11 protein-coding genes are annotated in these 13396 nt (G+C 64.4%); 6 read left to right on the plus strand and 5 right to left on the minus strand.

The features are described 5' to 3' along the window. The coding region (locus tag VEC01_RS18225) for a molybdopterin dinucleotide binding domain-containing protein (protein WP_324902333.1) at positions 1-1243 on the plus strand (1243 nt) is incomplete at its 5' end. A 65-nt stretch (positions 1244-1308) separates the two neighbouring features. After that, positions 1309-2310: a GTP 3',8-cyclase MoaA gene (moaA, locus tag VEC01_RS18230; RefSeq protein WP_324902334.1), complete on the plus strand. Its 1002-nt coding sequence runs from the start codon at positions 1309-1311 to the stop codon at positions 2308-2310. 44 nt (positions 2311-2354) lie between these two features. Here the strand turns inward: moaA and VEC01_RS18235 are convergent, their stop codons facing one another. The 4 genes from VEC01_RS18235 to VEC01_RS18250 all read right to left on the minus strand — a co-directional run bounded on the left by VEC01_RS18235 (position 2355) and on the right by VEC01_RS18250 (position 6006). Next, positions 2355-2978: an HAD hydrolase-like protein gene (locus VEC01_RS18235; RefSeq protein ID WP_324902335.1), complete on the minus strand. Its 624-nt coding sequence runs from the start codon at positions 2976-2978 to the stop codon at positions 2355-2357. 185 nt (positions 2979-3163) lie between these two features. Beyond that, a complete protein-coding gene (locus tag VEC01_RS18240; protein WP_324902336.1) occupies positions 3164-4411 on the minus strand; it encodes a cytochrome-c peroxidase in 1248 nt (415 codons plus the stop codon). Between the two features lie 11 nt (positions 4412-4422). Then, a complete protein-coding gene (locus tag VEC01_RS18245; protein WP_324902337.1) occupies positions 4423-4884 on the minus strand; it encodes a FixH family protein in 462 nt (153 codons plus the stop codon). A 336-nt stretch (positions 4885-5220) separates the two neighbouring features. After that, positions 5221-6006, minus strand: a complete 786-nt coding sequence (locus VEC01_RS18250; RefSeq protein WP_324902338.1) for an AraC family transcriptional regulator — start codon at positions 6004-6006, stop codon at positions 5221-5223. A 417-nt stretch (positions 6007-6423) separates the two neighbouring features. Between VEC01_RS18250 and sstT the strand changes: the two genes are divergently transcribed. Then, positions 6424-7653 (plus strand): serine/threonine transporter SstT, encoded by a 1230-nt coding sequence (gene sstT / locus VEC01_RS18255; RefSeq protein ID WP_324902343.1) that lies wholly within the window; start codon positions 6424-6426, stop codon positions 7651-7653. Positions 7654-7681: 28 nt separating this feature from the next. After that, positions 7682-9049, plus strand: coding sequence for a sodium-dependent transporter (locus VEC01_RS18260; protein WP_324902339.1), 1368 nt, complete (start codon positions 7682-7684; stop codon positions 9047-9049). A 186-nt stretch (positions 9050-9235) separates the two neighbouring features. Here VEC01_RS18260 and VEC01_RS18265 read toward each other — a convergent pair whose 3' ends face one another. Then, the gene (locus tag VEC01_RS18265; RefSeq protein WP_324902340.1) at positions 9236-10603 is read right to left on the minus strand and encodes a HAMP domain-containing sensor histidine kinase; all 1368 of its coding nucleotides are present in this window, start codon (positions 10601-10603) and stop codon (positions 9236-9238) included. 185 nt (positions 10604-10788) lie between these two features. Here VEC01_RS18265 and VEC01_RS18270 point away from each other — a divergent pair, with 185 nt between their 5' ends. Further along, on the plus strand, positions 10789-11514 hold the full coding sequence (locus VEC01_RS18270) for a response regulator transcription factor (protein ID WP_324902341.1): 726 nt from the start codon (positions 10789-10791) through the stop codon (positions 11512-11514). A gap of 111 nt (positions 11515-11625) precedes the next feature. Then, positions 11626-13396, plus strand: a 1771-nt coding sequence (locus VEC01_RS18275; protein WP_324902342.1) for a DUF4347 domain-containing protein, incomplete at its 3' end; no start/stop codon positions are given.

Raw genomic sequence — 13396 nt, forward strand, 5'->3', positions numbered from 1 at the left:
CGGCACCACCTGGGTCGCGGCGATGATGGCGTCGAACGCGCTGGCGGACCGCATGCGCGAACTCACGCGCGGCAATGCGCACCAGATCGCCAGCCTCGACCGCGCGACGATCTTCGAAACCCTGAAGAAGCGCGTCGATTCCGGCGGCACGGTAATGGTCGATTCCGATATCTATCCGGTGGCCCCGATCGGCACCGATTTTGCCGATATCGTGCTGCCTGCCGCGACCTGGGGCGAAGATAACTACACCCGCTGCAATTCCGAGCGCCGCCTGCGCCTGTACGCAAAGTTCTACGATGCGCCCGGCGAGGCGAAGCCGGACTGGTGGGCGGTGCAGAAGTTCGCGCACAAGATGGGGTTTGCCGCGGACGGCAGCTATGCGTGGAAGGATTCGAACGACGTGTTCGAGGAAGCGGCGCGTTTCGGCCGCGGCGGCGTGCTGAACTATCATCCGCTGGTGATGCAGGCAAAGGAAAAAGGCGTGAAGGGCCAGGAACTGCTGCGCACCTATGGCACGACTGGCATCCAGACGCCGATCCGCGTCAGGGACGGCAAGCTGGTCGGCACGCAGCGCCTGCACGACCCGAACAACAACTGGGGCGAGATGGAAGGTCCGGAAGTGCAGAGCCCGGCCATGTACGCGTTCAACACGCATTCCGGCAAGGCGATCCTGCTGAAGAGCCCGTGGAAGTTCCCCGGCTGGATCCAGTTCTACGAGGCAGCGAAGCCGCGTGCCGAGAAGGGCGAGATCTGGGTGACCAATGGCCGAGCGAACGAAACCTGGCAGTCCGGCTTCGACGACCTGCGCAAGGATTACATGGCGCAGCGCTGGCCCGACTCCTTCATCTACATCCATCCGGATGACGCGAAGGGTAAAGGCATCGAATCCGGCGACTTCGTCGAGGTGGTCAACGACACGCTGTACGTCCAGACCGGGCTGCCCCAAGGCGTGCTCGATCCCGACCTGTTCTTCAACAACCTGTTGAAGGACGGGCACATCAAGACGACGGTCGGCCGCTTCAAGGCGGTGGCGATCGTGTCGGACGAGATGCGCCCCGGGGTGGCAATGGCGAACTTCAACTTCCCGAGTTCGCCGGCAAATGCGGTGGTGCACGCGGTCCCGGACCCGATCACCAACAACTATCGCTACAAGCTCGGGCGCGGCGTGCTGGTGAAGGTGGGCGAATCGCCGTACAAGCACAGCTTTACGCAGATGAGCCTGAAGCCCCGGCCGATCGTCTGAGGCCTGGAAATGGCGCCCTCCCCGCTTCACGGGAGGGCGCTCACCGCTTGTTTCGGATTCGCTTCATGTATCCAACCGACAGTACTGAATTGAAGGACCGGTCCGGCCGGCCTATCTCCTACCTGCGGCTTTCCGTCACGGACCGCTGCGATTTCCGGTGCAGTTACTGCATGCCCGTGTCGGCCCGTTTCCTGCCGCGGGAGCAGGTCATGACGCTGGAAGAAAACCTTGAACTGGTGCGGGTGTTTACCGAACTGGGGGTGCGCAAGGTGCGGCTGACCGGCGGCGAGCCCCTGGTTCGCAAGAATCTGCCCTGGCTGGTGCGCGAGATCAAGGCGCTGCCGCTGTCGCCGGATGTGGTGCTGACCACGAACGGTTCGCAGCTAGCCAAACAGGTCGACGCACTCGTCGCCGCCGGCCTCTCCCGCATCAATGTGTCGCTCGACTCGCTCGACAGCGAGAAATTCACGCAAATCACGCACAGCGGCCGGCTGCAGCAGGTACTGGATGGCCTGATGGCGGCCAAATGGGCAGGCCTGGAGGGCATCAAGCTTAACGTGGTTGCGATGCGCGACGTCAACGACCGGGAACTGGTGCCGCTGGTCGAGTTCGCGATCGAAAACGGCTTCAATATTTCCTTTATCGAGGAAATGCCGTTCGGGGATGCGCGGCGGGACAGGGCCGGCAGCTTCATGTCCAGCGGGGAAGTCAAGTCCATCGTCGAGGCCGCATTTCCGCTCGTGGCGACGCTGGAATCGTCCGGCGGGCCGGCGCGCTACCATCGCATTCCGGGGACGGAAACCCGGGTCGGTTTCATCAGCCCCCACTCGCACAACTTCTGCGACACCTGCAACCGGCTCCGGGTCTCGGCCGCCGGCGAGCTCTATACCTGCCTCGGCAGCGAAGGGGCCGAGCCGTTGAGCCAGATAATTCGCTCCCCCGCGTATGTACCGGTGCAGCTCAAGGAGGCGATCCTCGGCGCGGTTGCAAGAAAACCGCGCCGCCATGACTTCAGCACCACAAACGACTATCGCCCGCTGAGGTTCATGTCGAAGACGGGCGGCTGAGCGGGCGCTGGAGGGCGCAAGTGCGTGCTGGCGCGAATGGGTTGTCAGGCAAGCCTCTTGATCGCCGGGACGGTATCGAATTCTTCTTCCGGCGCATGCTTCCTGAGCGATTCGATGGTTCCGTATCCCCATGAAACGGCGCCGAACGCAACGCCTTCCTTGCGCGCCGCTTCCAGGTCGGTGACCTGGTCGCCGATGTAGATCGCCCTGGCGGCTGGCACCCCGGTTTTTTCCAGCAGGTTGCGGATTCGGGTGGCCTTGCCGAAGATCGACATCCCGCACGCGGAATGGCTGATCAGGCCGGTATTCGCGGGCCCGAGGATTTGAACCACATTGTCATGCGAGTTGGATGTGATGATCGCAAGCCGTACGCCCGCCTGCGACAGATGATGCAGCATGTCGTCGACGCCCGGGAAAAGCGCAATGTCTTCCGCCTTCTCCCTCATCAGGGCGATGAAGCTTGCCGCGACCAGCGGCAGTTTCCATTTCGGCAAGCCGACTATCTGCATCAATTCGCGGGCGCTCCGGTGGCGCAATGCCGGGATGTCGTCCGGATCAAGCTTCCTGAAGCCGTGCTGCTCGGCAAGCCCATGAAACACGCTGATGAAAAATGGAAATGAGTCGGCCAGCGTGCCATCGAAATCGAAAATCGCGAGCTGATACTGCATTGCCATGGTCCTGGGTAAATGTGATTGTCGGGCGTCCGGTGGGGCAAACTACCGCCGCCGTGTTGCCAATCGCGCACGAGTGCGCGATTACCGGCCGGTGTCCGGCCCCGGTGCCTGTTATACCCGATTTTCATGCCTGGGGCGACGCCTGCGCCCCATTGCCGCGAAAGAACGCCGCAGCGCGCTCAGTTCGAGGGGTGCACGGGGCCGGCGACCGCCGACAGGGTGCCGAGGAATGCAACAAGATCCCGCACCTCGCTTTCCGACAGCCTGACAGGCTTGAGTTCGCTGTGCCCGGCCTGCGCCGGCGGCGCGGCGGCATAATGCCTGACTACGCCGGTCAGTGTTGCGATCTGGCCGGCATGCATGTACGGCGCCCTTAACGCGACATTGCGCAAACCCGGCGTCTTGAACGCCGACGCCATCGCATGGTCGTCCGTGGCGAGGAAGCGCAGTTCTTCACACTGTTCGGGCTGCGCGTCGCTGAAGCGGCCGAGGCAGTTGAATTCATCATCCCGCACGCGTGCCAGTGCCGCGCGGCGTCCGGGATCCGGCTGCCCCGGATGGCGCGGCGCGACGCCGGTATTGTGGAAATGCTGGTCCGTCAGCAGCGGGCCGTTATGGCAGGTGATGCACTGCCCCTTGCCGATGAAAATACGCAGCCCGTTTTTCTCCTGCGCGCTGAGTTGCGCAAAGGCTCGCGGATCGCGGTCGACGAGGCCGTCGACGTACCGGTCCAATCGCGATTCGCCGTGCCGCAAGGTCTTCTGGTAGGCCGCCAGCGCCTTGCCGATGTTGGCAAACACCCTCGATACCTGCTGCCGCGCATCCTCGCTCATGCTGCGCCAGGCCGCCCTCTGTTCCCGCGTGCCAAGCGGGCTTGCGTCTTCCGGCAGCCGGTCGAGCTCCGGCAGCGCGCCGAACACGGCCTCGTACTCCGCGCGGTAATGCGATTTCAGCAGATGCGTGTACGCCAGGCGGCTGCCCCCATGCTCGGCCGGGTCTTCGAGCGGCCCCAGCGCCTGCGCCCACAGACTGTCCTTGCGGCCGTCCCAGAACAGGAATGGACTGTATCCGGCACCGACCACCGGCATCGTCCGGCGCGCGCCGGTGCCCATGCCCTGCCCCAGCGGCTTTCCGTCCTGGAACTGCCGGTCCGGTTCATGACAGCTGGCGCAGGACACGGACCCGTTGCCGCTGAACCGGCGGTCGAAGAAGATCTGCCGTCCCAGGCTGGCAGCGGCAGGGGATGCCTCGTAGGCGTTCGACGTATCCGGCGGCGCCGGGGGCAACTCTTGCAACCGGATCGAGGCCAGGAGCGTAATTTCATCGGCGCTCCAGCCGTCGATCGATGCGAGGCCGAAAGTGGCGGCAGCCGCGGTGGCCGCCAGCGCGGCGCCGAGCAGGCCGACCCATCGTGTTGCTGGTTTCATGGCGGCCCCTGTCAGCGCGCGGTATTGGCAGCACTGGAGATGCCTGCGGCGCGGGAAGCAATGATCGTATTGAACGTGACTTCGTCGGGGCCGGCGGGAGCGTCAACCTTGAGCCTGATTTCCCACCAGCCGGGCATGCTGAACTTCATGCCCTCGAGCAGATAGCGGCCGTCGCCAAGTTCGCGCGTCACCCTCGGCTGGGTCGGGAAGCCGTGACCATGCTGCGGCATGCCGCCGTCGACGCTGATGCGGGCGCCGGAGACTGCTTCGCCGGACGGCGTGTGCAGCCGGATTTCCCAGGCGTGCATCTTGTTGATGGTGACCGGCTCGGCCAGGGAATGCGCAGCGATCCGGTATTTGGAGCCGGCGCTGGGCCGGTCCAGCGACAGGTCCAGCCCCGACGGCGGCGACATGCAGGCCGCCAGCAAGGCGAGGCCGGCGCAGGAAAGTATGCGAAGCGGTATTCGAAGCATGGCGTTTATTCCTTGATATCTGGATCCGGCACATCCGTTGCTGAAAATGCCCGCGACCGGCGCGTATTGCACAGGCCGGCGCGGGGCAGCACGGACAGGCTTCAGTGCTGGTTGCAGGCGCAGGGGGCGGTGCAGCGGCATGGCTGCGCGCACCGGCAGGCGTGCTGCGCGGCGGGTGTCCCGCAGCCGCAGTGACAGCCGGCACCGGGGCAGGAAGGGCATTGGCATTGGGATTGGGATTGGATGGGGGTCTGCATGGCGATTCTCCTTTCAGTGGAAACGAGACGCCAGTGTAGGAGCGCGTGCTGGGCGCGGCTTGAACAAAACGGCTGCTTTTCAGATGCGCCCGACGCTGACCGCCGGCACGCCGAACATGCGCTTGAAGGTGCGGGAGAAATGGGCGGAATCGGCGAAACCGCCGGCGTACGCCGCTTCCGTCAGGCTCTTGCCGGCTGCGTACGCGGCAAGCGCGACTTCGATCCGCAGCCACAGGACGTACGGCCGGAAGCGGATGCCGGTTTCCTGCAGGAACAGATGCCGGAAGCGCTCGGAAGACAGGTGGACCGCGTCCGCGACCTCGCTCAGCGTGACGGTCTCGCCTATCCTTTGCCGCAGCACTTCGATCGCGCGCGCGATCCGCCGGTCGAGCGGCCCGGGCGGCATCGCCTGCATCGAGGTGAGCATGGTGGTGACCGCACGGGCACGCGCGGCCAGTTCTTCGTTGCCGGTGCCCGCGGCCCAGGCGGCGCTCAGCTCCGCCGCCGCGACAGCGAGGGCATCCGGCGCAAGCGAGGCGACGCCGGCGGGGTAACGTTGCCGCAGCGCCCGCCCTTCGCGCGATTCGGGTTCGATGAGGATCAGTGCGACCAGCCCGCCCCGTCCGTCGAAGGCATGCGGCTGGTGAGCGGCAATCACTGCCGCGGCATGGGCCTGCCAGTCTTCGCCGGGGATTTTGAAATACAGCGCGCCGCCCGACAGCGAGAGCGTGACCTGGATTGCGTGGTGCGAGTGAAAACCGGTTTCCTCGCCCGCGTGGCCGATCCATACGATGCCACCATGCCAGAGCGCGATCCGGCCCGCGCCGAAAGACTTGACACTTCCTCCTCGTCGCCCGTTCGTCATCGTTCCTCCGCGCCCGCCCCGTCGATCCCGCCGCGCCGGCATTCCTGCCAGCGCGGCCGGTATTCCGGATATTGCTTCAGCAATAAGCATATTGCAAGAAGCAGGCTCATGCCGGGGCAGCGGCGGCAAGGAAGGGACGGGCTGCGGCAGCTGAACACGCTCCGTTGCCGACTGCAGCGCGGCAACGATGCGGACAGCGAGAAACCCGCACTGTTTCACTGCGGCCATGCTGTTGCTTTCGACGTTTCCATGAGGCAAGTCAAGCAACTGGTTCGCGGAAGCGTGGTAAAGTCTCGGCCTTTTGCCGTTCCGGCTGTCCGTTTCACAATCCAGTGCGGTATTGCCCAACTGCTCCTGTCCCGGACCTTCGCTGCATCCCGCATGCAGCTATCCGCCGATTTCACTCCTGTCTATATCATGGCCAACACGACAACCTATCCTGTTTTCAGTCTTTTCCATCGAACGAGCCTGGTCACGCAGATCGTGATCGGCCTGGTTGCCGGCATCGTGCTCGCGCAGCTGTCGCCGGCGGCGGCGGCGTCGGCGGGCTTCCTCGGCAACGTGTTCGTGTCGGCACTGAAAGCCGTGGCTCCGGTCCTGGTATTTGTGCTGGTTGCTGCGTCCATCGCCAATCATGAGCCGGGACAGCAAACGCACCTGCGTCCGATCCTTGTGCTTTACCTGATCGGCACCTTCTCGGCGGCCGTCGTTGCCGTCGTCGCGAGCTTCGCCTTTCCTTCCACCCTGGTGCTGGCAGCCGGGGACACGAAAGCCGCCGCGCCCGGAAGTATCGTCGAGGTTCTGCGCACGCTGCTGATGAGCGCCGTCGATAACCCGGTCAAGGCGCTCACGAGCGGCAACTACATCGGCATTCTGGCCTGGGCAGTCGGTCTCGGCATTACCCTGCGGCGCGCAAGCACGACCACGCGAGCCGTGCTTACCGATCTTTCCGAAGGCGTGTCGGTCATCGTCAAGGCCGTGATCCGCCTTGCGCCGCTGGGCATCTTCGGCCTGGTCGGCGCGACGCTGGCAGAAGCCGGCCTTGGTGCATTGCTCGGCTATGCGCAACTGCTCGCGGTGCTGGTCGGCTGCATGCTGTTCATCGCCTTCGTAGTCAATCCCGCCATCGTCTACTGGAAGATCCGCCGCAATCCCTACCCGCTGGTGCTGACCTGCCTGCGCGAGAGCGGCATCACGGCCTTCTTCACCCGCAGTTCGGCCGCCAATATCCCGGTGAACATGGAACTGTGCAAGCGGCTGGGATTGCATGAGGATACCTATTCGGTTTCCATTCCGCTGGGCGCAACCATCAACATGGCCGGCGCCGCCATTACCATCACCGTCCTGACAATGGCCGCCGTCCATACGCTCGGGATTGCCGTGGACGTGCCGACTGCCATCCTGCTCAGCGTGGTCGCGTCGATCTGCGCCTGCGGCGCCTCCGGCGTGGCCGGCGGCAGCCTGCTGCTGATTCCGCTGGCCTGCGGCCTGTTCGGGATATCCGGCGAGGTCGCGATGCAGGTGGTCGCGGTCGGCTTCATCATCGGCGTGCTGCAGGATTCGGCGGAAACCGCGCTGAATTCCTCAAGCGATGTCCTGTTTACCGCTGCCGCCTGCATCGCGCAGGATGAAACCCCCGGCAAGTAAGCCCCCCTATTCGAAAGTAACGAGATTCATGGAACACACCGGACAGCACGCAAAACGCGACGGATTCAGCTCCGGCTTCGGCGTTCTCGCCGCGACGCTCGGATCCGCGGTCGGCCTCGGCAATATCTGGAAATTTCCCTACCTGACCGGCGCCAACGGCGGTGCCAGCTTCCTGCTGGTGTATGTGATCGCGACGCTGCTGGTCGCGCTGCCGGTGATGATTGCCGAGATCGCGCTGGGCCGCAAGGCGAAAGCCAACCCGATCACCGCGCTGCAGACCCTCGCTCCGGGGCGCTTGCCCTGGTGGCTGATCGGCGCTTCCGGCATGCTTGCGGCCTTCCTGATCCTGTCGTTCTATTCCGAAGTCGTGGCCTGGGTGTTTGCCTATGTGGCAAAGTCGGTGGCCGGCTCGGTGCTCAGCAGCGACCGCGCGGTCACGGAAGCGGCATTCGGCACCCTCATCAGCGATCCGGTGCAATCCCTGGTCTGGCAGTGGGTGGTATTGCTGTCGATGGGCGGCATCCTGCTGCTGGGCGTGGCCAAGGGCATCGAAGCATTGACGAAGAAGCTGATGCCGCTGCTGTTCCTGCTGCTCGTGCTGCTGTGCGCGGTCAGCCTGTCGCTCGAGAAGGCGGCGGACGGGCTGGCGTTCCTGTTCAATCCCGATTTCGGCAAGCTGACCGGCGGCGTGGTACTGACGGCGCTCGGGCTTGCCTTCTTCAAGCTGTCGATCGGCATGGGAACGATGATGACCTACGGGAGTTATTTCCGCGACGATCAGGACATTCCGGCGACCGCGATGCGGGTAATGAGCGCCGACCTGTGCGTGTCGCTACTCGCCGGCATTGCCATCTTCCCGGCGGTCTTCACATTCGGATTCGAGCCGGCCGCGGGCCCGGCGCTGGTGTTCATCACCATTCCGGCGGTGTTCGCGCAGATCCCGATGGGCCAGGCCCTGATGGTGGTTTTCTTTGTGCTGACCGCGATTGCGGCCACCGGCGCCACGCTGTCGCTGATGGAAGTGCCGGTGCTGATCATCCAGGAGCGGTTCGGGCTGCCCCGGCGCAAGGCCACCGGCGTCACGCTCGGACTGCTTGCGCTGACCGGTTCCACCTGCGCGCTGACCAACAGCACGCTGGCCGGCGTCACGCTGTTCGGGATGAACCTCTTCGACCTGTTCGACTTCGTGTCGTCCAACCTCCTGTTGCCGGCGGGCGGAATTTTCATTGCCTTGTTCGTGGGCTGGGTATGGGGTCTGGACAGCTTCCGCCAGGCGCTGTCGAATGAAGGCCGGCTGCGCAACGACAGGCTGGCGTACATGGTGTACTTCCTGCTGAGGTTCGTGTCGCCGCTGCTGATTCTCGTCGTGATGTTGAAGGGTTTGAACCTGATCTGAACAAGGGGGGCGCTTCGAGAAAATCCGCAAGCGCCCCTCCCCTTTGCCTCTGTCCTGCCTTCCTCCGGTCTTCCTCCGGGGGCGCCGCCCTGCAGCAGCTACGTCGCGCGCACCGGAGCCTCTCCCAATCGCGTCGCGCCGGCCAAACGCGCCTCGTTTTTTATTGTCTCCCAAATGCACTCGTGTTCAGCCTGCAGCCGGCGCTAACATGCCCGTTCCCGCCAGCGGCAGCCGCAGCGTGAAGGTGCTGCCATTTCCCGGCCGGCTGTCCAGCACCACTTTCCCGCCATGCTTTTCCGCGATCTGGCGCACCAGGAACAAGCCGATCCCAAGTCCCATTGTGCCCCGGTCGTGGTGCACGCGCACGTATTTTTCGAAGATGCGCGCCGCATCTTCCGGCGCGATGCCTGACCCTCGATCGGCCACGCGGACGCAGACTTCATTGCCGTCGAGCTCGACCGACAAGGTAACGATGCTGTCGGCGGGCGAATACTTGTGTGCATTGTCGATCAGGTTCACGAGGGCGACGGAAATCATGGCTTCATCCGCCCGGATCATCGCATTCGCCGTGCATCCGGCGACCGGCAGCTGGACAAGCCGCGCCGGTTGCGCGCCGTACTGTGCCGCCACCCTCGGTATCCAGTCGCCGACACGTACCGGGTCAAAGACCGGCTCGAGGCCGTTTGCCACCGCGCGGTCCCCGTCCAGCCACTGCTGGAACAGGACTTCGAGCCGCGTGGCGGCGCGTCCGATCGCCGAATAGCGCTGCGTGTGGACGGTTCCGCTATCCGCTGCTTCATCCATCGCCAGCTGCGCCTGGCTCTTGATGATGGCCAGCGGGTTGCGGAACTCGTGGGAGATCATGGAAATGAAGTGGCGCTGCTGATCCAGCACTTCCCTCTCCTGTCGCAAGGCCCGTTCGAGACGGATGCCGTGTGCGAACAACTGACGCTCGCTGCGAAACAGCGCGCGCGTATTGATGAAGCTGAGAATATTGATTGCCAGGAGCCAAAGCGCGGCCTTGGACACGAAATTGGCCTCCGGCGCCGGGTCGCGCAAGACCGCCCAGGCGAACCACATGGTGATCGTATTTCCCAGGGCAATCGCGACGATGGCCAGGAAACGCACCGGAAGGTACAGGTAGATGATGACGACCGTCCCCAGCATCGTCGCCGGGCCGATCAGGTAAAGCGCGGGATGGGTCGCAACCAGCGGGATGTTAACGATCATCGTGAAGACGCCGTACGCCATCGTGACCGGCTCGATCTTCCGGTACGAGCGGATCGTTCCGACCCAAAACCCGATGGCGGCGCTGCCGACAAAGATTGCCAGGCGCAGCGGCAGGATCTGCGCGAGGCCGGGGCTGCCATGCAGATGCTGGTACCAGTCCACCAGCCCCGAGACGCCGCCGATCAGGGCCAGCGTCCACACGAGATTGCGAAGCCGCCGGCGGTCGCGCTCGAAATGGGCCTCGCGGTAAGTCCGTTCGAGTTCGGGATCCCGCAGACAAACCGAGAATGGATCGATTTCTATGTTGTCATTTTTAACATTCATGGGTTCCTGCCGGCGCCCTGGCCTCTTTTTCCGGGCCGGGAGTCACAAAAATGTCGCTTTTTGTAAGATTTGATCAGAATTAATGCCTTACTCTTAGTATGGTTTTCCAATAATCTAACTCAAAACAGGCAGTCATGGATGTTTCGCAAGGCAGTGATGCGCAGCAAAAGACGGACATGTGTGCGATGACGACGAAGGACACCGATCCGCCGCGCGTGCTGATCGTGGAAGACGAACCCGACCTGCGCGACGCGATGGTCGCCTGGCTGAACCGGAAAAACGTCGTCGCGGATGGGGTCGGCGATTGCGCGAGTTTTGCGGCATGGAGCCGCACGCATGAATGCGACGTCGTGGTGCTCGACCTTGGCCTGCCTGACGGCGACGGACTGGAGATCGCGAGCGCGGTGCGCACGGCGGGAAGCAGCGCGCTTGTGCTGGCGACGGCGCGTGGGCACATCGATGATCGCCTGAAGGGCTATGAAAGCGGCGCGGACGCCTATCTGGTCAAGCCGGTGGATTTGCGCGAACTGCTGATGGTGGTGCTCAACCTGACCAAGCATGTGCGCAGCCGCGAAGTGCTGCCGCCGTGGCGCTTCGATGAGCTGTCGTGGATGCTGGTCGCGCCGAACGGCAGGAAGACGCGCCTGACGAGAACCGAATGCGGCGTGCTGCGTCGGCTGGCGGAACAGCCGGGCAAAGTCGTATCGCGCACGGTCCTGGCGCGCGCCATCGGCTATGACCCGGACATTTACGACCGCCGCACGATGGATACGCTGATCAGGCGGCTGCGCCGCAAATGCGAGGAGGTACTCGGCATCCCGCTACCGTTGGAGACCGTGCACGCGATGGGCCTGGCCTTCACCGCCAGGATACGCGTCGAGAAAGGCACGGTAACGCCGGACCCCGGCTAAGCCGCACTCCCTGCCTCCCACCACACATGCTGGCACCCCGCCCCGTGCCTGGCAGGGGCGCGTTTTGCCCGACATTTTCAAGAATCATTACAACCAGAACCGGAGGCCAGGATGGAAAACCCGCAGGTAGTTGCAGGCGCAGCGAGCCGCGAGATTGTATTTGTCGAAAACAACATCGACGACTGGCAGGCGCTGGTCGACGCGCTCGTTCCGGGCACGGAAGTCGTGGTGCTCGACAGCCGGTCAAACGGCCTGCAACAGATGGCCGACCACCTCGCCGGACGGAGCGGGATCGACGCCATCCACGTGTTCTCGCACGGCGCCGGCGGCCGCATCGACCTCGGCGCCTCCGCGCTGTCGGCGGCGACGCTGGCGCCGAATGCCGGTTTGCTGGGAGACATCGGGCGCGCGCTCGGCGATGGCGGCGACTTCCTGGTTTATGGCTGCGAACTCGCGAAGGACGACGCCGGGCGCGCCCTGATTGCGTCCGTCGCGCGATTGCTGCAGGCGGATGTCGCGGCTTCGGTCGATGCGACAACGCCGGGCAGTCTCGCGCTGGAGTACGCAACCGGCAGCATTTCCGCAGATCCCGCGCAATTGTTCGACAGCGCGAAACTGGCGGCGGGCAAATGGGTGCTGAGCGCGCCGGCCATCGCCAACCTCGACGGCGAATCGGTGGCGCTGGCGGCGGCCGGCTCCAGCGTCAAGCTCGATGCGGGAACGGCGCTTGCCATCAGCGATGCGGAATTCAGCGGCGACTGGGACGGCGCGACGCTCACCGTGCAGCGCAGCGGCACCGCGATCGGCAACGACGTGTTCGGCTTCGACACCAGCGCCAATCCCGGCTTCACCGTCGGCGCCGGCGTGCTGCAGGCCGGCGGCCAGACCTTCGCCACCTTCACCAACAGCGGCGGCGTGCTGAGCATCGATTTCAGCGGCAGCGGCACCACTGCCACCAAGGCCCTGGTCGAGAAGGTGATGCAGAACGTCACCTACCGCAACGACACGCCCTACGGCGACGCCACCATCCGCTTCGCACTGTCCGACGGCACCGATACCGCCACGGCGGACGTGACGGTCACCAGCAGCAGGATCTACGTCGACCAGAGCGCCTACGACACCGATGGCGACATCGCCGACGGCTTCAACCTGGCCGAGGCGCTGGCGGCGGCCGGCGACGGCGACACCATCCTGATCAAGGACGGCAGCTACCGCGGCCAGTTCGTCGCCACCAAGGCGGTCACCATCGACGCGGCCAATGGCGCTGCCGGCAATGTGATACTGGAGTCGCCCGACCGAGCCGACCTGCAGTTCTCCAGCCGCCAGACCATCCACGGCCGCGAGCGCATCCCGATCCTCGACCTGCGCACCTCCACCGCCGGCCAGGGCACGGTGACCGTCAAGAACCTTACCGTCGACGGCCGCAACCAGGCGCCGAGCGACACCCAATACCCGACCATCACCGTCCCCCGCACTAACGGCCTGATGCACCAGATCGGCATCGCCACCTTCGATACCAATGCGCTGATCGACAACGTCAAGGTCAAGAACATCTCGACCACGGTCGACCCTGTGAGCGGCGATTACTCCGGCTTGAGCGAGAACTTCGGCATGCTGGCCGAGGGCCGGGCCGAACTGGCGGCGAAGGTCTCGGTCACGATCAGGAACTCGACCATCACCACCTTCCAGAAAGCCGGCATCAACGCCTGGGGCCCGAAGCTTGACGTCAACATCCTCGACAACACCATCACCGGTGTCGGCGTGCACGGCACCTCGAACCAGAACGGGATACAGATCGGTTCCCTCAGCCCGCGCACCGGCACCACCGGGGTGGTCAGCGGCAATACCATCAGCGGGCTGGATACCAATGACAACAACTGGG

This window comes from Noviherbaspirillum sp. (genome assembly GCF_035627455.1).
Classification (GTDB): domain Bacteria; phylum Pseudomonadota; class Gammaproteobacteria; order Burkholderiales; family Burkholderiaceae_D; genus Noviherbaspirillum.